Source organism: Friedmanniella luteola, from assembly GCF_900105065.1.
Taxonomy (GTDB): domain Bacteria; phylum Actinomycetota; class Actinomycetes; order Propionibacteriales; family Propionibacteriaceae; genus Microlunatus; species Microlunatus luteolus.
The window spans coordinates 2,777,129-2,794,967 of the sequence record NZ_LT629749.1; the positions used below are offsets into that span (position 1 = coordinate 2,777,129).

General features: G+C 73.7%; 16 protein-coding genes. 9 read left to right on the forward strand and 7 right to left on the reverse strand.

Annotated features, from left to right (window positions below; all coding sequences use genetic code 11):
- The first annotated feature begins 64 nt into the window (after window positions 1–64).
- Window positions 65–2,827: a pyruvate dehydrogenase (acetyl-transferring), homodimeric type gene (aceE, locus tag BLT72_RS13050; protein WP_091413334.1), complete on the forward strand. Its 2,763-nt coding sequence runs from the start codon at window positions 65–67 to the stop codon at window positions 2,825–2,827.
- Window positions 2,828–2,885: 58 nt separating this feature from the next.
- Here the strand turns inward: aceE and BLT72_RS13055 are convergent, their stop codons facing one another.
- Genes BLT72_RS13055 through BLT72_RS13065 form a run of 3 tightly spaced genes read right to left on the reverse strand, consistent with a single transcriptional unit; the run spans window position 2,886 to window position 5,687 of the window.
- The gene (locus BLT72_RS13055; RefSeq protein WP_091413336.1) at window positions 2,886–3,659 is read right to left on the reverse strand and encodes an inositol monophosphatase family protein; all 774 of its coding nucleotides are present in this window, start codon (window positions 3,657–3,659) and stop codon (window positions 2,886–2,888) included.
- Between the two features lie 34 nt (window positions 3,660–3,693).
- Window positions 3,694–4,719 (reverse strand): PHP domain-containing protein, encoded by a 1,026-nt coding sequence (locus BLT72_RS13060; protein WP_091413338.1) that lies wholly within the window; start codon window positions 4,717–4,719, stop codon window positions 3,694–3,696.
- On the reverse strand, window positions 4,716–5,687 hold the full coding sequence (locus BLT72_RS13065) for a pirin family protein (RefSeq protein WP_091417398.1): 972 nt from the start codon (window positions 5,685–5,687) through the stop codon (window positions 4,716–4,718). Before BLT72_RS13065 ends, BLT72_RS13060 begins: the two co-directional genes overlap by 4 nt.
- A 61-nt stretch (window positions 5,688–5,748) precedes the next feature.
- Between BLT72_RS13065 and BLT72_RS13070 the strand changes: the two genes are divergently transcribed.
- Entirely contained in the window at window positions 5,749–6,984 is a 1,236-nt protein-coding gene (locus tag BLT72_RS13070) for a PucR family transcriptional regulator (protein WP_091413340.1), read from the forward strand.
- 22 nt (window positions 6,985–7,006) lie between these two features.
- Here the strand turns inward: BLT72_RS13070 and BLT72_RS13075 are convergent, their stop codons facing one another.
- The 3 genes from BLT72_RS13075 to BLT72_RS13085 all read right to left on the reverse strand — a co-directional run bounded on the left by BLT72_RS13075 (window position 7,007) and on the right by BLT72_RS13085 (window position 9,148).
- Window positions 7,007–7,753, reverse strand: a complete 747-nt coding sequence (locus BLT72_RS13075; RefSeq protein ID WP_091413341.1) for an anti-sigma factor — start codon at window positions 7,751–7,753, stop codon at window positions 7,007–7,009.
- Window positions 7,750–8,334 (reverse strand): RNA polymerase sigma factor, encoded by a 585-nt coding sequence (locus BLT72_RS13080; protein ID WP_231930042.1) that lies wholly within the window; start codon window positions 8,332–8,334, stop codon window positions 7,750–7,752. Before BLT72_RS13080 ends, BLT72_RS13075 begins: the two co-directional genes overlap by 4 nt.
- A gap of 166 nt (window positions 8,335–8,500) precedes the next feature.
- The gene (locus tag BLT72_RS13085; protein WP_091413343.1) at window positions 8,501–9,148 is read right to left on the reverse strand and encodes a fasciclin domain-containing protein; all 648 of its coding nucleotides are present in this window, start codon (window positions 9,146–9,148) and stop codon (window positions 8,501–8,503) included.
- A 175-nt stretch (window positions 9,149–9,323) separates the two neighbouring features.
- Between BLT72_RS13085 and BLT72_RS13090 the strand changes: the two genes are divergently transcribed.
- The 7 genes from BLT72_RS13090 (at window position 9,324) to BLT72_RS13120 (ending at window position 16,408) form a co-directional block, all read left to right on the forward strand.
- Window positions 9,324–10,148 carry a DUF4397 domain-containing protein gene (locus tag BLT72_RS13090; RefSeq protein WP_091413344.1) on the forward strand — a complete coding sequence of 275 codons (825 nt, stop codon included), beginning with the start codon at window positions 9,324–9,326 and terminating at the stop codon, window positions 10,146–10,148.
- A gap of 38 nt (window positions 10,149–10,186) precedes the next feature.
- Complete coding sequence (locus BLT72_RS13095; RefSeq protein ID WP_091413346.1) at window positions 10,187–10,876, forward strand: class F sortase; 690 nt, start codon at window positions 10,187–10,189, stop codon at window positions 10,874–10,876.
- A gap of 145 nt (window positions 10,877–11,021) precedes the next feature.
- The gene (locus tag BLT72_RS13100; RefSeq protein ID WP_091413348.1) at window positions 11,022–12,239 is read left to right on the forward strand and encodes an acyltransferase domain-containing protein; all 1,218 of its coding nucleotides are present in this window, start codon (window positions 11,022–11,024) and stop codon (window positions 12,237–12,239) included.
- Complete coding sequence (locus BLT72_RS13105; RefSeq protein ID WP_091413349.1) at window positions 12,236–13,270, forward strand: beta-ketoacyl-ACP synthase III; 1,035 nt, start codon at window positions 12,236–12,238, stop codon at window positions 13,268–13,270. The genes BLT72_RS13100 and BLT72_RS13105 overlap by 4 nt, the downstream gene beginning before the upstream one ends.
- A gap of 76 nt (window positions 13,271–13,346) precedes the next feature.
- Window positions 13,347–13,592 carry an acyl carrier protein gene (locus tag BLT72_RS13110; protein WP_091413350.1) on the forward strand — a complete coding sequence of 82 codons (246 nt, stop codon included), beginning with the start codon at window positions 13,347–13,349 and terminating at the stop codon, window positions 13,590–13,592.
- Between the two features lie 93 nt (window positions 13,593–13,685).
- Window positions 13,686–14,945, forward strand: a complete 1,260-nt coding sequence (locus BLT72_RS13115; protein ID WP_091413351.1) for a beta-ketoacyl-[acyl-carrier-protein] synthase family protein — start codon at window positions 13,686–13,688, stop codon at window positions 14,943–14,945.
- Between the two features lie 2 nt (window positions 14,946–14,947).
- Window positions 14,948–16,408 carry an acyl-CoA carboxylase subunit beta gene (locus BLT72_RS13120; protein WP_091413353.1) on the forward strand — a complete coding sequence of 487 codons (1,461 nt, stop codon included), beginning with the start codon at window positions 14,948–14,950 and terminating at the stop codon, window positions 16,406–16,408.
- A 64-nt stretch (window positions 16,409–16,472) separates the two neighbouring features.
- On the opposite strand, the gene BLT72_RS13125 is transcribed toward BLT72_RS13120, so the two are convergent.
- Window positions 16,473–17,831 carry a PQQ-dependent sugar dehydrogenase gene (locus tag BLT72_RS13125; RefSeq protein WP_197677023.1) on the reverse strand — a complete coding sequence of 453 codons (1,359 nt, stop codon included), beginning with the start codon at window positions 17,829–17,831 and terminating at the stop codon, window positions 16,473–16,475.
- Window positions 17,832–17,839: the final 8 nt, after the last annotated feature.

Here is a 17,839-nt window from a genome sequence, read left to right on the forward strand (position 1 = left end):
TCGTCGACCCGACGACCCTGGAGAACACCAGCGTCACCGTCGCTGGAGATCGTGAGGAGCTCGCATGGCCAAGCCCGGAACTCGTCCGGCCATCACCGCCGAAGGTCTGCTCAGCCAGATCCCCGACATCGACCCGGACGAGACGGCCGACTGGTTGGAGTCGCTGGACGGCCTGCTGGACGAGAAGGGCAAGAACCGGGCCCGCTACATCATGCTCAAGCTCCTCGAGCGCGCCCGCGCCGCCCAGGTGGGCCTGCCGGCCCTGCGCAGCAGCGACTACGTCAACACCATCCCGGCCGAGGCGGAGCCCTGGTTCCCCGGCGACGAGCACATCGAGCGCCGGCTGCGGGCCTACATCCGCTGGAACGCCGCGATCATGGTCAGCAAGGCCAACCGCAAGGGCCTCGAGGTCGGCGGCCACATCGCCACCTACCAGAGCGCCGCCAGCCTCTACGAGGTCGGCTTCAACCACTTCTTCCGCGGCAAGGACGCGCCGGGCGGTGGCGACCAGGTCTTCATCCAGGGCCACGCCTCGCCCGGCGTCTACGCCCGGGCCTTCCTCGAGGGCCGGCTGAGCAGCGAGGACCTCGACGGCTTCCGCCAGGAGGTCTCCCGCGGTGCCGGCCAGGGCCTGTCCTCCTACCCGCACCCGCGGCTGATGCCGAAGTTCTGGGAGTTCCCGACGGTCTCGATGGGCCTGACGGGCATCAACTCGATCTACCAGGCCCGCTTCAACCGCTACCTGCACAACCGCAGCATCAAGGACACCGCCGAGCAGCGCGTCTGGGCCTTCCTCGGCGACGGCGAGATGGGCGAGCCGGAGTCGCTCGGCGCCATCCGCGTGGCCTCGCGCGAGGGCCTGGACAACCTCACCTGGGTGGTCAACTGCAACCTGCAGCAGCTCGACGGCCCCGTCGTCGGCAACGGCAAGATCGTGCAGGAGCTGGAGTCCTACTTCCTGGGGGCCGGCTGGAACGTCATCAAGGTCCTCTGGGGCCGCGACTGGGACCCGCTGCTCGCGGCTGACCGCGACGGCGTCCTGGTGAACAAGATGAACACCACGCCGGACGGGCAGTTCCAGACCTACCTGGTCGAGGACGGCGCCTACATCCGCGGCAACTTCTTCGACGACCCGCGCCTGCAGAAGATGGTCTCGGGGATGAGCGACGAGCAGATCAAGCTGCTCTCCCGCGGCGGCCACGACTACCGCAAGGTCTACGCCGCGTTCAAGGCCGCGCAGGACCACGTGGGCCAGCCGACGGTGATCCTCGCCCAGACGGTCAAGGGCTGGACGATCGACGCCCTGGAGGGCAAGAACGCCACCCACCAGATGAAGAAGCTGACGACGAAGGACCTCAAGGCCTTCCGGGACCGGCTGTACCTCGACATCCCCGACAGCCAGCTCGAGGACCCGTACAACCCGCCGTACTTCCACCCGGGGGCGGACTCCGACGAGATCACCTACCTGCAGGACCGCCGTCGGGCGCTGGGCGGCTACGTGCCCGAGCGCCGCGCCAAGCCGCTGAGCCTGAAGCTGCCGGGCAACGAGGTCTACGCACCCCTGATGGAGTCGGCCGGGGAGAAGGCCAAGGTCGCGACGACGCAGGCCTTCGTCCGGCTGCTGCGGGACCTGATGCGGGACAAGGAGATCGGCCACCGGATCGTCCCCATCGCCCCGGACGAGTTCCGGACGTTCGGCATGGACTCCATGTTCCCGACGGCCAAGATCTACAACCCGCACGGCCAGACGTATGAGTCGGTGGACCGCAAGCTGCTGCTCTCGTGGAAGGAGAGCACCTCCGGTCAGCTGCTGCACGAGGGCATCTCCGAGGCCGGGGCGATGGGTTCCACCATCGCCGCCGGGTCCGCGCACACCACGCACGGCGAGCCGATGATCCCCTTCTACATCTTCTACTCGATGTTCGGCTTCCAGCGGACCGGTGACTCGATCTGGGCGATGGCCGACCAGATGGCCCGCGGCTTCCTGCTGGGCGCGACCGCCGGGCGGACCACGCTGACCGGTGAGGGCCTGCAGCACGCGGACGGGCACTCGCCGCTGCTGGCCAGCACCAACCCCGCGGTCGTGCACTACGACCCGGCGTTCGCCTACGAGGTGGGGCACATCGTCCAGGACGGCCTGCGCCGGATGTACGGGCACGAGGACGACGCCCACCCCGAGGGCGAGAACCTCATCTACTACATCACCGTCTACAACGAGCCGGTCCCCCAGCCCGGGGCACCGGCGGACCTCGACGTCGAAGGCCTGCTCAAGGGCATCTACAAGCACGCCGACGCGACGCTCGAGGGTGACCACCCGCGGGCCCAGCTGCTGGCGTCGGGCGTGGCCATGCCGGCCGCGGTGAAGGCCCAGCAGATGCTGGCCGACGAGTGGGGCGTCGCCGCCGACATCTGGTCGGTGACGTCGTGGAACGAGCTGCGGCGTGACGGTCTCGAGTCGGAGGAGTGGAACCTCAACCACCCCGACGAGGAGCGCCGCTACCCGTACGTGACCCGGACGCTGCACGGCGCGGCCGGGCCGGTCGTCGCGGTCAGCGACTACATGCGGGCGGTCCAGGACCAGATCCGGCCCTGGGTGCACCAGCCGTGGTGCTCGCTGGGCACCGACGGGTTCGGCTTCGCCGACACCCGGGCCGCCGCCCGCCGCTTCTTCCAGGTCGACGCCGAGTCGATCGTCGTCGCCACGCTGGAGACGCTGGCCCGCGAGGGCCAGTACGACCCCGCCGCGGCGAAGAAGGCCTACGACGCCTACTCGCTGGGCGACCCCACCGCCGTCGCGCACGTCGCCCAGGAGGGGGCCGGCGCCTGACGGCTCCGAGCACTGGGCGCGAAGGTGTGGACGAAGTCGGACCAGACGCCGACGTCGTTCACGGCTCGTGACGGGGAGCGCCGGCGCCGCGCAGGGCGGCGCTGGCGTCGGCGACGGCCTGCCGGTTGCCCGCCACCTGCCAGGTGATGCCCGGCAAGGCGACCTCGTCGGTGACGCCGCCGGCGCCGAGCACCAGGGCGGCACCGGGGTACCAGTCCCACGGGCTGAGGTTCCCCTGCAGGAACAGCCCGAGCCGGCCGCTGGCCACCCCGGAGAGGTCGACGGAGGCGGAGCCGAGCATCCGGACCGCGGCCGAGGCGTTCGTGGCCGCCTGCCAGGACGCGGCGCGGGCGGGGTCCTGCGTGTGCCGGGGGTGGAAGTAGGTGGCGACCGAGATCGCCTCGAGCGGCCGGTCGGTCAGCCGCTCGACGGGGACCCCGTTGAGCGTCGTCGGGTGGTCGCGGCCGCCGAGCCACAGCTCGTCGCGCGCCGGGTAGTACACGGCCCCGGCCACGGGGCCCTCGTCGTCGACCAGGCCGACCGCGGAGCACCAGTAGGGGATGCCGGACAGGAAGTTGTAGGTGCCGTCGACCGGGTCGACGTACCAGGTCCGGGCGCCCGGACGGGCATGGCCCTCCTCGCCGATCAGGCCGTCGTCGGGACGCGCCTCGGCCAGCCGGCGGACCACCAGGTCCTCGGCGGCGTGGTCGGCTGCGGAGACGACGTCGGAGACCGACGTCTTGTACCGGGTCTCGAGGCCCTCCCCGAGCATCCGGGCGGCGAGCGTCCCGGCCTCGCGGACGAGGTCGGCGGCCAGGGAGAAGTCGTCCACGCCTCGACCCTAACCAGCGGCCCGGGCCGGGGACTCAGCGGGCGCAGAACTCCAGCAGCCGGTCGACCGGCCAGGTGTTGATCACCCGGTCGGGGTCGATGCCCATCTCCTCCGCCCGCGCGCACCCGTAGATCTGGAAGTCCAGCTGCCCGGGCGCGTGCGCGTCGGTGTCGATGGAGAAGACGCAGCCCATGTCGACCGCCAGCTGCAGCAGCGCGGTCGGCGGGTCACGGCGTTCGGGCCGGGAGTTGATCTCCACCGCCACCCCGAAGGTGCGGCAGGCCTCGAACACCACCTCGGCGTCGAAGGTCGACGGCGGCCGGGTGCCGCGCTCCCCCTCGACCAGCCGCCCGGTGCAGTGGCCGAGCACGTTCGTCCGCGGGTTGGCGATGGCGCCCACCATCCGGTGGGTCATCGTCTCGGAGTCGGAGCGCAGCTTGGAGTGCACGCTGGCGACGACGACGTCGAGCTCGGCCAGCAGCGCGTCGGACTGGTCGAGCCCGCCGTCCTCGAGGATGTCCACCTCGATGCCCTGCAGCACCCGGAAGGGCGCCAGCCGCTCCCCCAGCGCCCGGGTGACGTCGATCTGCTCGCGCAGCCGCTCGGCGCTGAGCCCACGCGCCACCTTCAGCCGCGGCGAGTGGTCGGTGATGGCGCAGTACTCGTGGCCGAGGTCGCGCGCGGTGGTCATCATCTCCTCCAGCGGGCTCCCGCCGTCGGACCAGGTGGAGTGCACGTGCAGGTCGCCCCGCATGGCTGCGCGCATCCGGGTCCCGCCGTCGACGAGCGGGGCCTTCGCGTCCCGCAGCTGCTGCAGGTAGGCCGGCACCTCACCGGCGAGCGCCTGGCTGATCACCGTCGCCGTCTTCGGGCCGACGCCGGTCACGGTGCCCCAGGTCCGTCCCGTCTGGTGCTCCGCCACCTGCGCGGGCGACATCGCCTCCAGGGCGTCGGCGGCGCCCCGGTAGGCCTTGACGCGGAAGGTGTCCGAGCGCGAGCGCTCGAGCAGGAAGCCGATCTCGCGGAGGGCGCCGACCGCCGCCCCGGCCCCGGCGGTCACCGCGCCACCCGACGGCTCGGCCGGGCCTTGAGGGGCACCGTGGGCAGCGGCGGGGCCTCCATGACGCGCTCGCCCCGCTCCACGACCGGCGGGAAGCGCGCCTCGCGCCGCTCCCAGGCGTCGCGGAAGCCGGCGACCTCCGCGTGGCTGCGGCCGATGAAGTTCCACCACAGGACGATCTCCTCCGGGAACGGCTCCCCGCCCAGCAGCATGACGCGGGCCCCGGTGGCGCTGCGCAGCCGGAGCCGTGACCGGCCGGTGCCCAGGTAGACCAGCTGGTCGACGCCACCGCTCGTCCCCGCGGCGGTCGCCTCGCCCGCCACGACCACGACGCCGTGCTCGAAGGCCGGGTCGAGGGTGATCTCGACGTCCGCACCGGCCACGAGCTCCAGGTCGGCCGCGCAGAGCGGGGAGTAGGCGGGAGCGGGCGAGCGGACGCCGTCGACCTCGCCCAGCAGCACCTGGCCGCGCAGGCCCTCCCGGGTCAGCCGCGGCAGGTCGGTGACCGTGTCGAAGTGCGGTCGGCCGTGCCGGGCGGCCTCGGGCAGGGCGACCCAGAGCTGCAGCCCGTGCATCGTCGGTGGCCGGTCGGGCGGGGAGAGCTCGCTGTGCACGATGCCGGCGCCCGCCGTCATGACGTGCAGCTCGCCCGGCCGGACCCGGGCCAGCGAGCCGAGGCTGTCGCGGTGCTCGATCTCGCCCTCGAGCAGCCAGCTGACGGTCTGCAGCCCGGTGTGCGGGTGCGCCCAGACGCGCATGCCCGGGGCGTCGCCGAGGTCCTCGGGACCGTAGTGGTCGAGGAAGCACCAGGCGCCGATCATCCGCACCTGCCGGTCCGGGAGCAGCCGCGCGACCTCGGTCGTCTTGCCCAGGTAGACCCGGCGTGCCGTCAGCAGCAGCTCCTCGGGTCCACCGGCCGGCGGGCCGGCCAGCCGCTGCTCGGACGGCCTCGTCTCCAGGTCGCTCACGCCCACCCGCTCCCCTCCGTCGGCGGCCGGGACGACGGGCGCCCAGCACTAGAGTCAGCCTATGGCTGCGACGACCCGGGGGATCAACAAGTCGCTGCTCCCCTCGGCCAAGACCCGCTCGACCATCGCCAAGCGGCTCTCGGGCGTCACCGGTGAGATGACGACCGCCACCGTCGCGGAGATGGAGCAGCGGCACGCCTGGTTCCGCCGGCTGAGCGCCGAGCACCGGTCCTGGGTCACCCTCGTCGCCCAGGCCGGCATCGACGGCTTCGTCCGCTGGTTCGCCGAGCCCGAGCCGTCCGGACCGGTCACCTCGGAGGTGTTCGGCTCGGCCCCGCGCGAGCTGGCCCGGCGCATCTCGCTCTACCAGACGGTCGAGCTGGTGCGGACCACGATCGAGGTGGTCGAGGACCAGATCGACGAGGTGATGCCGAAGGCCGACCGGCCGATCCTGCACGCCGCGATCGTCCAGTACAGCCGCGAGGTGGCCTTCTCGGCCGCCGAGATCTACGCCCGCGCCGCGGAGCTCCGCGGAGCCTGGGACGCCCGGCTGGAGGCGCTCACCGTCGACGCGGTGCTGCGGGGCGAGACCGACGAGACGGTTCTGTCCCGCGCCTCGACGCTGGGCTGGCGCTCCACCGCGGCCGCCGTGGTGGTCGTCGGGCCGGCCCCGGACCGGGAGAGCGCCCAGGCGCTGGAGGCGATCCGGCACGCCGCCGCCATCGCCCACACCGACATGCTGGGCGCGGTGCAGGGCGACCGGATGGTCGTCGTGCTGGGCGGCGCCGACCTGACCACCCCCGGCCGCGCCGCCGAGGTCACGGCGGGTTTCGCGTCGGTCTTCGGGGCCGGCCCGGTCGTGGTGGGTCCCGCCGTGGACCACCTGATGGAGGCGGCCGCCAGCGCCCGGGAGGCCCTGTCCGCCTTCCGGGCGGCCCCCGGCTGGCCCGAGGCCCCGCGCCCTGTCGCGTCCTCGGACCTGCTGCCCGAGCGGGCGCTCTCCGGCGACGGCCACGCCCGCCGGGCGCTGGCCCGCGACCTCTACGACCCGCTGCGGGCCGCGGGTGGTGGCCTGCTGGAGACCCTCGTCACCTTCCTCGACCAGGGCCTCTCGGTGGAAGCGGCCGCGCGGCTGCTGTACGTGCACGCGAACACCGTCCGCTACCGGCTCCGCCGCATCCACGAGGTGACGGGGTACAGCCCCACGGACCCGCGCGACGCCTACGCCCTGCGGCTGGCGCTCACCCTCGGGCGGCTGCTGCCCGGCTCACGCCGCGAGGAGCCGGCGGAGGCCTGAACGCCGCTCGCGGGTGGCCCCCTCAGCCGAGGGTGCCGCGCAGGAGGCTGTTGCGGCTGTGCGCGGCGTTGCCGTCGAACGGCTCCAGCGAGATGTCGACGACGGTGTACCCGTCCAGGCCCGGCTCGGTGAGCGGCACGGGGTAGCTGCCCCGGCCGTCCGGCGGGACGACGCCCAGGGAGATCATCCGGCGGCCGTCGGTGTTGATGAGCCACAGCTCCTCGAAGGCGTCGCCCGCGGGGGGCCTGGTCACGTCGACGGTGAGCCGCAGGTCGCCGTCGTGCTCGGTCAGCTGCGCCGTGCCGCTGCCGGAGTGGTCGGGCAGGGAGGCGAGCGTGGTGCTGGCGAGGAGGACGTCGGCCGTGGCGGCGCGGTACCAGAACGCTCCCCCGGCGGCGACCAGCACGACGGCCGCCGCGGCCAGCAGCCGCCGCGGCGTCGACGAGCCGGACCGGTCCCTGCGGTGCCGGTCCAGGACGGCGACGGACGCCGAGCTCACGGCCGGGACGGGCTCGGACGCCGGGGCGGCGGGCGCGGCGGACGTCCGGTCGGCGGCCAGCTCGGCCTGGATCGCGGCGAGCACCCCGGCCCCGGGTGGTCGCACCGGTCCGGGCTTCTCGGCCCGTCCCGTGGCGACCAGCGCCTGCAGCTCGTGCAGCGTCTCCGCGCACGTCGGGCAGACCAGGAGGTGGGCGCGGTCGCGGGCCGACGGCTGGTCCGGCTCGCCCAGCGCGATCCCGGCGAGGGTCTCCTCGTCCAGGTGCCTCATGAGGTGGTCAGCCGGTCGCGCAGGTGCAGGAGGGCCCGGCGGGCGTGGCTCTTCACCGTGCCCAGGGGCAGCCCGAGACGCTCCGAGATCTCCGCGTGGGTGTAGCCGTCGTAGAAGGCCAGCTGCAGGATCGAGCGCCGCGGGTCGGGCAGCCGGGCGATCTCGTCGGCGAGGAGCAGGCGGTCGGTCACCACCTCGGGGGCCTCCGGGCTGCTCTGCTGCACGGCGTCCTCCGCCGCGGCCCGGATGAGCCGGATCTCGCGTCCGCGCGCCCGCTGCCGGTCGACGACCCGGTGCCGGGTGCTGCCGAGCAGCCAGGCCGCGAGGCTGCCCCGGTCGGGTGCGAAGGTGTGGCGACCACGCCACGCTGCGACGTACACCTGCTGGGTCACCTCCTCGGCCTCTCCTGCGTCGCCGAGCAGTCGCCAGGCCACGGTGTTCACCAGTGTCCCCCAGCGCCGGAACGACTCCTCGAGGCTCCCGTCGAGCCCGTCGGCGAAGGCCAGCCCGAGGTCGGCGTCGCTCATCCCCGCCCAGTCGACGGCGTCCACGGCGGTCCGCGGCGGTGGGTCGACCGTCACCAGCAGACCCTCCCCCGTGTCGTCGAGCGCAGAGCGGCTGAGAGCCACCCCCGCGTGGTCGGCGACGGCCGGGCCCCCTCGCACGTCCGAGGGGGCCACCGGCCCTCGCGTCCAGCAGCCTACTGCCGCCGCGACGGGATCAGTCCAGGCGATGACCGGGCCGTCCTCAGAGGTCCACGGGGCGCAGCACCCGGTCGATGCCGTGCGCGATCTGGACGTTGCCGGCGTTCAGGTCGCGGGCCACGACGACCGGGTTGCGCGCGTCGCGGTCGGCGTCGACGAGCTTGACGACGGCGCAGCGGACGACGTCGACCCGCACCGTCGACCCGGTGAGCGCCGTGGTGAGGACCGCACCGTCCGCGCGCAGCGCCTGCCGGTAGCTGAGGATCGCGCCGGGCACGACGTGGTACAGCAGGACGTCCTCGATCGTCTCGACGCCGAGCTCGGTCGCGAGCACGGTGAAGACCTTGGACTCACTGCGGTAGCGGTGCCCGGTCAGGTCGACGGCAAGCTGCCGGAAGGCCCGGTCGGTGGGCAGGAAGGCCGTGAGGGCGGTGTCCCCGTCGGCGAGGACCGCGACCGGGCTGGTGGGCTTCGCCTTCAGCACGGCGCTGACGGCGTTGTCGAGGATGTCGTAGTCGCGCGGGTTGCGGTCGAAGCCGGCGCCGTCGGCCGCGAGCACGGTGGCGAGGCTGGTGGTGCCGGTCGGTGCCGCGGGGCGCCGGTGGGCGTCGGCGGGGGCCAGGGTGGCGAGCGTGGCCGCGGTCGCGAGCGCGACCACCGCACCCGTCCGGGCGAGTCGTCCGAGGGTCATGGTGAGCCTTCCTCTGCGTCGAGTGGCGCCCCCGGTGGGGCGATGACCCCTTCTGCGCTGGCCGGGACCGGCCGGATGCACCGCGGGCGGTCTGATCGCGACGGGAGTCGTCTGCATCCAGACCGGCTCGGCCACCGCATAGCAGGGCAAGGTCCCATCCGACGAAGGAGAAACCATGAGCACTCGAACCCGCGCCCTGGCCCTCGCAGCCGCTGGCACGCTCACCCTGGGCACGGCGGCTCTGGCTGTCACGCCTGCCCACGCCGCGGACGGCGTCAAGCTGTCCGTCCTGCACGCCGTCCCGGACACCGACGTCGACGTCTACGTGGACGGCAAGCTCACCCTGGACGACTTCACCCCCGGCACGCTCGCCGGCCCGCTCGACCTCGACGCCGGCACCTACGAGGTGGCGATCACCGCCGCTGACGCCGACGACGACTCCGACCCGGTGATCGGGCCGATCGACCTCGAGCTGGCCGCCGGCGGCAACTACACGGCCGTCGCCCACCTGGAGGAGGGCGGGGACCCGACGGCCACCCTCTTCGAGAACGACACCTCGAAGACCGCCGCCGGTGAGGGCCGGCTGACCGTCCGGCACACCGCGGCCGCCCCGGCCGTCGACGTGCTGGCCGGCGGGGACGCCGTCATCAGCGACCTCAGCAACCCCGACGAGGAGGTGCTGGACCTGGCGGCCGGCACCGTCAAGGCGTCCGTGGCCGCGGCCGGCACGACCGACCCGGTGATCGGCCCGGCCGACGTGGCCGTCAAGGAGGGCGTCAACACGATCGTCTACGCCTGGGGCAGCCTGGAGGACGACAACCTCGACCTCGCCGTGCAGACCATCTCGGGCCTGCACTCGGGGCCGGGCGGGGTGAACGCCGGCGAGGCCGGTCTCGCCGCGGACAGCAACCCGCTGCCGCTGGTCGCGGGCGGCATGCTCGTCGTCGTGGCCGCCGGCGTCGCCAGCCGGCGGTTCGGCGTGGTCCGCGCCGGTCGCTGACCCACGCACCGGTCCACCGCACGAACGGCAGGAGGGTCATGACGCCGCACGCCAGCCCACGGCACCGCACCGCGGTGCTGGGGTCGCTGGGGCTGCTGCTCCTCCTGCCGCTCGGCGGCTGCGCCGGCGGGACCGCCGCTCCGGCGACGGCCCCGCCGGCCCGCACCACCGCAGCACCCACCCCGACCCCGACCCCGGCGGCCCCGAGCCGGGAACCGTCGGAGGCCGCCGCACCGGCGGTGCCGACCGTCCGCGCCACGCTCCGGCCCGCGGCCCGGGAGGCACCGGCCCCCGTCCGCCTCGTCGCGGACGACGTCCGCATCGACCTGCCCGTCCAGCCCTACGGTGTCGACGCGGACGGCTTCATGCTGCTGCCCGCAACCGTCGACGAGGTCGCCTGGTACGCCTACAGCGCCCGGCCGGGCGCCCGCGCCGGCACGACGGTGCTGGCCGCCCACGTGGACACCGTCGCCGACGGACTCGGTCCCTTCGCCAACCTGCGCGACCTCGACGAGGGCGACGAGCTGCGGGTGACCGCCGCCGACGAGCAGGTCCACCGCTACGCCGTCAGCTCGGTGGAGAAGGTCGCGAAGGCCGAGGTGCCGCTCGACCGGGTGTTCCGCCGGGACGGTGACCCCGCCCTGGTGGTGATCACCTGCGGGGGCAGCTTCGACCGCGGCCGGGGCTACTCCGACAACGTGGTCGTGACCGCCCGACCGCTGGGCTGAGGGCCCTCCCGGGCCCCGCGCGGAGCCCGGACGTGATCAGGCTCACGGTTGAGCCAGCCTCTTGTGAGAACCCCACAAACGAGCACCGCATCTTTGGTCGTGTCCCTGCACGCCCTGGGGCCGAAGGTCACGGAAGAGTAAAGACGTGCTCGCGATCGTCGCGCCCGGACAGGGCGCCCAACAACCCGGCTTCCTGCGACCCTGGGTCTCGGAACCGTCCTTCTCCGACCGGCTGGGCTGGTTGTCGGCGGTCTCCGGCCTCGACCTGGCCCACTACGGGACCGAGGCCGACGCCGAGACGATCCGGGACACCGCCGTGGCCCAGCCGCTGCTGGTCGCGACCGGCCTGCTCGCCGCGCTGGAGCTGTTCCCGCACCCGGCGGACGCCTTCCCCTTCATCGGGGTGGCGGCCGGCCACTCGGTCGGCGAGATCACCGCCGCTGCCGGGGTCGGGGTCCTGTCCGCCGAGCAGGCGATGGTGTTCGTCCGCGAGCGCGGCCGGGCGATGGCGGAGGCCAGTGCCGTCACCCCGACCTCGATGACCGCGGTCATCGGCGGCGACGCGGACGAGGTGCTCGCGGCGCTCGAGGCGCAGGGGCTGACCCCGGCCAACTTCAACGGCAGCGGCCAGGTCGTCGCGGCCGGCACGGTCGACCAGCTCGCGGCGCTGGCTGCCGCGCCGCCGAAGCGGGCCCGGCTGATCCCGCTCAGCGTCGCCGGGGCCTTCCACACGGTGCACATGCAGCCGGCCGTCGGCCGGCTGGGCTCCCTGGCCCGCGCCATCTCCACCCACGACCCGCGGGCGCGGCTGCTCTCCAACGCCGACGGCCAGGTGGTCCACGACGGCCAGCAGGTGCTGCGCCGCCTCGTCGGCCAGGTCGCCACGCCCGTCCGCTGGGACCTCTGCATGGCGGCGATGGCCGACCTCGGCGTCACCGGGCTGCTCGAGATGCCGCCCGCGGGCACGCTGACCGGCATCGCCAAGCGCAACCTCAAGGGCGTCGAGCTGTTCGCCCTCAACACCCCCGACCAGCTGGAGGAGGCGATGGAGTTCGTCCGCCGGCACGGCGGCACGGCGTCGTCCTCCCCGATCGCGGGCAACCCCACCTGGCGCCTCGTCGTCTCCCCCGGCAAGGGCCAGTTCACCCGGACCGAGGACATCGAGGCCGACACGGTGCTGCCGCTGGACAGCACCGTCGGCGTCGTCAAGAACCGGCGCGACGACATCGCCGTCAACGCACCCCACGGCGGCATCGTCGTCGAGTGGCTGGTGGAGGACGGCGACCCCGTCTCCCCCGGCCAGCCCCTGCTCCGGCTCCACCCGATGGTGGAGTCGGCCGACGCGACGGAGGTCACGCGATGAGCGCCCTGGACAGCTCCACCCCCCTGAACGTCTCGCAGGGGGCGAAGTTCTCGAAGATCCTGGGCATCGGCGGCTACCGCCCGCGCCGCGTGGTGGACAACGCCGAGATCGTCACCTACATCGACTCCACCGACGAGTGGATCCGCACCCGCTCCGGCATCAGCGAGCGCCGCTGGGCGTCGGAGGACGAGACCGTCTCGATGATGAGCCAGGCCGCCGCCCGCAAGGCGATGGAGCGGGCGGGCGTCGAGCCGGGGCAGATCGACACGGTCATCGTGTCGACGGTCACCCACCTGCACCAGACGCCCGCGATCGCGACCACGATCGCCAGCGAGCTGGGCGCGAAGAACGCCGCGGCGTTCGACATCTCCGCCGCCTGCGCGGGCTTCTGCTACGCCCTGGCGATGGCCGACTCCTTCGTCCGGACCGGGGCCTCGAAGCACGTGCTGATCATCGGCGTGGAGCGGCTCAGCGACATGACGGACAAGCACGACCGCTCGACGGCGTTCATCTTCGCCGACGGCGCCGGCGCCGCGGTCGTCGGTCCGAGCGACACCCCGGCCATCGGGCCGGTGGTCTGGGGCTCCGACGGCGACCAGGCCGACCTGATCGCGCAGAGCGAGTCCTGGACCACGGCCATGGACGCGGACGCGCACGACGACGGCCGGCCGCACTGGCCGATGCTGCGGATGAACGGCAACCCCGTCTTCAAGTGGGCGTCCTACACGATGGCCAAGACCGCCGCCGAGGCGATGGACGCGGCCGGCGTCAAGCCCGAGGACCTCGAGGTCTTCGTGCCCCACCAGGCCAACAACCGGATCACCGACGCCATGTTCAAGGCGCTCAAGCTGCCCTCGGACGTGGTCATCGGCCGCGACATCATCCACTCCGGCAACACCTCGGCGGCCTCCATCCCCCTGGCGATCGAGACCCTGCTCGAGTCGGGTCAGGCCCGCAGCGGCCAGACCTGCCTGATCATCGGCTTCGGCGCCGGCCTGGTCTACGCGGGACAGGTCATCCTGCTCCCCTGACCGGCCGGCCCGGGCCGACGCACGACCGCACCACCACCGATCCCACCAGCACCACCACGACGAAGGAGAAGCTCCTATGCCCACCACCGAAGAAGTCCGCACCGACCTCGCCGAGATCGTCAACGAGGTCGCCGGTGTCCCCACCGACGACGTCCAGCTCGACAAGTCGTTCACGGACGACCTCGACGTGGACTCGCTCTCGATGGTCGAGATCATCTACGCCGCCGAGGAGAAGTTCGGCGTGAGCATCCCCGACGAGGAGGCCAAGAACCTCAAGACCGTCGGGGACGCGGTCGCCTACATCGAGCGCGCCGCTTCCTGACCGCCGTTCGTGATCATGGTCCGCAGCTGCTGCGGACCATGATCACGAGCTGACCCACCCCGCACCGATCGCACCACCTGGCAGGAGAACGACATGTCCCGGACCCGCGTGGTCGTCACCGGCATCGGCGCCACCACCCCGCTCGGCGGAGACGCCCCGAGCACGTGGGACGCCCTGCTCGCCGGACGCTCCGGCGTCCGCCCGATCGAGGCCGACTGGGCCGACGAGCTGCCCGTCAAGATCGCGGCCCCCGTCCTCGTCGAGCCCGGGGAGGTCCTCGAACGCGTCGAGGCGCGACGGCTGGACCGCTCCGCGCAGCTCGCCGTCATCGCGGCGATGGAGGCCTGGTCCGACGCGGGCTACGGCCTCAAGGAGGACAACCCCGTCGACCGCACCCGGCTCGGCGTCGCCATCGCCACGGGCATCGGCGGCCTCAACACCCTCCTCGGGCAGTGGGACGTGCACAAGGAGAAGGGCGCCCGGCGGGTCAGCCCGCTCTCCATCCCGATGCTGATGGCCAACGCCTCCTCGGCGAACGTCAGCCTGCGGCTCGGCGCCCAGGCGTTCGCCTCGACGCCGGTCTCGGCCTGCGCCTCCAGCAACGAGTCGCTCGCCCACGCGCTGGACCAGATCCGCCTGGGCCGGGCCGACGTGGTGGTGGCCGGCGGCACCGAGAGCGTGATCCACCCGATGCCGATCGCCTGCTTCGCCAACATGCAGGCCATGAGCCGGCGCAACGACGAGCCCGAGCGCGCCTCACGGCCCTGGGACGTCGACCGCGACGGCTTCGTGCTGGGCGAGGGCGCCGTGATGCTGGTGCTGGAGACCCTCGAGCACGCCCAGGCCCGCGGCGCGAGGATCTACGGCGAGCTCGCGGGTGCCGGGATCACCGCCGACGCCCACGACATGGTGCAGCCGAACCCGACCGGGGAGACGCAGGCCCGCGCGATGAGCCTGGCCCTGCGCGAGGCCGACCTCTCCCCCGGCGACATCGTCCACGTCAACGCCCACGCCACCTCGACGCCGCAGGGCGACCTGACCGAGCTGAGCTCGATCCGCCAGGCGCTGGGCGAGCAGAACGAGGCCGTCGTCACCGGCACCAAGTCGATGACCGGCCACCTGCTCGGCGGTGCCGGGGCGCTGGAGTCGATGGCCACGCTGCTGGCCCTGCGCCACCGCAAGGTGCCGCCCACGATCAACCTCGAGAACCCCGAGGCCGACCTGCGCGCCGACATCGCCACGAAGGTCCGCGACCTGCCCGCCGGCGACCTGGCGGCGATCAACAACTCGTTCGGCTTCGGTGGTCACAACGTCGCGGTCGCCTTCACCAACGCCTACGCCACAGGAGCCTGACCATGACCGCGACCGTCCCCGCACCCTCGGCCGCCGCACCCGCGACGCCGGCCCCCGCCCCGGCGAAGGTCAAGCTCCCCCGCGACCAGGACCCGCGCAACCCCAACTTCCGGCTGCGTGAGCTGCTGGACGAGGGCTCGCTCGAGCTGATCACGCCCGACGACGACTCCGGCATGCTGGCCGCCGTCGGCACGATCAACGGCTGCCGCGTCGTCGCCTTCTGCTCCGACGCGACGGTGATGGGCGGCGCGATGGGGGTCCAGGGCTGCGAGGTGGTCGTCCAGGCCTACGCGCGGGCGATGATCGACCGCGTGCCGGTCCTCGGCATCTGGCACTCCGGGGGCGCCCGGCTCGCCGAGGGCGTGCTCTCGCTGCACGCCGTCGGCCGGATCTTCCACGCGATGACCCAGGCGTCCGGCCACATCCCGCAGATCTCCATCGTGCTCGGCTTCGCCGCCGGTGGCGCCGCCTACGGGCCGGCGCTGACCGACGTCGTGATCCTCGCCCCCGAGGGCCGGATCTTCGTCACCGGCCCGGACGTCGTCCGCTCCGTCACCGGGGAGGACGTCGACATGCTGCGGCTGGGCGGGCCCGACACCCACGGGCGTCGGTCCGGCGTCGTCCACCTGGTGGCCGAGGACGAGCCCGACGCGCTGCTGCAGGGCCGCCGGATCACCACCCTGCTGGCGAGCCAGGGCGTCACCGAGACCGAGGTCGCCGACACCGACCTGGCCGCGCTGCTGCCGGAGTCCCCGCGGCGGGCCTACGACGTGCACCCGCTGATCAACGGCGTCCTCGACGAGGGCTCGACCGTCGAGCTGCACGCCCGCTGGGCCCCGAACGTCACCGTCGCGCTGGGCCGGCTGGGCGGCCGGACCGTCGGCGTCGTCGCCAACAACCCGCTGCGCCTCGGCGGCTGCCTGGACTCCCTGAGCGCGGAGAAGGCGGCCCGGTTCGTCCGGATGTGCGACACCTTCGGCGTCCCGCTGGTCGTGCTGGTCGACGTCCCCGGCTACCTGCCCGGCGTCGGCCAGGAGTGGGACGGGGTGGTGCGGCGCGGGGCCAAGCTGCTGCACGCCTTCGCGGAGGCCGTCGTCCCCCGGGTGACCCTGGTCACGCGGAAGGCCTACGGCGGCGCCTACATCGCCATGAACGCCCGGTCGCTCGGCGCGACGAAGGTCTTCGCCTGGCCCGGCGCCGAGGTGGCGGTGATGGGGCCGGTCGCGGCCGTGCGGATCCTGCACCGGCGCAAGCTCGCCGCCGTCGCCGACGACGTCCGCCCGCAGGTCGAGGCCGAGCTGGCGGCCGAGCACGAGCGGATCGCCGGCGGTGTGGAGAAGGCGGTGGAGATCGGCGTCGTCGACGAGATCGTCACCCCCGACGTCACCCGCTCGGCCCTCGCCGCCGCCATCCGCGCCGCCGACTCCGGCACCCGCGGGGAGCACACCAACATCCCGCTCTGACGGGGATCGCCGAGTGGTCAGACGGGGGTTGACCCCGGGGTCACCTCACGTCTGACACGTCGGCTCAACGCGCGGGAGGCACCATCCGGTACACCGCGCCGGCGGCGTCGTCGGTGACGTAGACGGCGTCGTCGGGGCCCTGGACGGCCATCACGGGGCGGCCCCAGCGAGCGCCGTCGGCGTCCTGGAAGCCGCCGAGCAGGGTCTGCTGGTCGCCGAGGCCGCCGTCGCGCCACGGGAAGAAGGCCACCTCGGGCGGGCGGGGCGGCTGCCGGTTCCAGGAGCCGTGGATGCCCACCAGCGCGCCGTCGCCGAGTGGTCCGGGCAGGTCCTCGGCGAAGGACAGGCCGAGGGGCGCCGAGTGCGCGCCCATCCCCTGCTCCACCGGCGCGAGGGCGTCGCAGTCGAGCTCGGCGCCGTCGGCGTTGGTCTGCACGTCGCGGACGAAGGGACGGTCGGCGTAGACCAGCGGGCTGCCGGGCACGCCGGGCTCGGCGTCCGGGTCGGGGTTGCAGTAGGGCCAGCCGAGGTCGCGGCCCTGCGTGAGCCGGGCCAGCGGCTCCAACGGGTGGTCGGCGACGTAGGCGTCCAGCACCTCGCCCTGGTCGGACCCGCCGTCGCCGTCCGCAGCCCGGTCGTAGGGGTAGGCGATGTTGTCGCGGTTGTTGACCGCGCTCCAGACGGACCCGTCGGGTCCGACCGCCAGCCCGGTCCCGTTGCGGACGCCGCGGGCGAACACGGCCGGCTCGCCGCCGCCGGGTGGCACCCGCAGCACCGTCGCGCGCTCGGGGTCGGCGCTGCGGTCCTCCTCCGACACGTTGCCGGTGGAGCCGACCGAGACGTAGACGGCACCGTCCTCGCCGACGGCGACGCTCTTCAGGGCGTGCGCGTAGGCGCCCCGGAGGTCGTCGCTCTTCGCGTCCGGGAGCCCGTCGGCGACCGGCCGCGGGTCGCCGACCCGGCCGGCGTCGTAGGGGTAGGCGTCGACGCGGTCGCTCTGCGCGACGTAGAGGGTGGAGCCGGCGAAGGCCAGGCCGTGCGGCTGCTCGAGCCCGCTCAGCAGGGTCGTGCTGGCGGGCTCCCCCTCGCCCGGGCTGAGGAGCACGACGTCGCCCTGCTTGGGCCGGGAGACCAGCAACCGGCCGTCGGGCGTCCAGGCCGCGAGCCGGGCCGCGTCCACGCGCGCCCACAGGCTGACCGACCAGCCGTCGGGCACCTGCACCTCGCGCGGCTCGTCGAACGGGGCGACGTCGAGGCCGTCGGGCACCTCGAGGGGCGCGCCGACCAGGGCGACGCCCGCCCCGGTGCTGGTCGGCGCGGGCGGCGCGGAGGTGGCCGCGGTGCTGCTGCAGGCGGCGAGCAGCAGGGCCATCGCCCCGGCGACCGCGACCGCAGCGGGTCGGCCGGGCGTGCGGTGGCTCATGCCGGGCA

Coding starts and splice junctions, on each gene's coding strand:
- aceE (WP_091413334.1), top strand. CDS start 65: ATGGCCAAGCCCGGAACTCGTCCGGCCATCACCGCCGAAGGTCTGCTC.
- BLT72_RS13070 (WP_091413340.1), top strand. CDS start 5,749: ATGGCTGCGACGACCCGGGGGATCAACAAGTCGCTGCTCCCCTCGGCC.
- BLT72_RS13075 (WP_091413341.1), bottom strand. CDS start 7,753: ATGAGGCACCTGGACGAGGAGACCCTCGCCGGGATCGCGCTGGGCGAG.
- BLT72_RS13085 (WP_091413343.1), bottom strand. CDS start 9,148: ATGACCCTCGGACGACTCGCCCGGACGGGTGCGGTGGTCGCGCTCGCG.
- BLT72_RS13090 (WP_091413344.1), top strand. CDS start 9,324: ATGAGCACTCGAACCCGCGCCCTGGCCCTCGCAGCCGCTGGCACGCTC.
- BLT72_RS13095 (WP_091413346.1), top strand. CDS start 10,187: ATGACGCCGCACGCCAGCCCACGGCACCGCACCGCGGTGCTGGGGTCG.
- BLT72_RS13105 (WP_091413349.1), top strand. CDS start 12,236: ATGAGCGCCCTGGACAGCTCCACCCCCCTGAACGTCTCGCAGGGGGCG.
- BLT72_RS13110 (WP_091413350.1), top strand. CDS start 13,347: ATGCCCACCACCGAAGAAGTCCGCACCGACCTCGCCGAGATCGTCAAC.
- BLT72_RS13115 (WP_091413351.1), top strand. CDS start 13,686: ATGTCCCGGACCCGCGTGGTCGTCACCGGCATCGGCGCCACCACCCCG.
- BLT72_RS13120 (WP_091413353.1), top strand. CDS start 14,948: ATGACCGCGACCGTCCCCGCACCCTCGGCCGCCGCACCCGCGACGCCG.
- BLT72_RS13125 (WP_197677023.1), bottom strand. CDS start 17,831: ATGAGCCACCGCACGCCCGGCCGACCCGCTGCGGTCGCGGTCGCCGGG.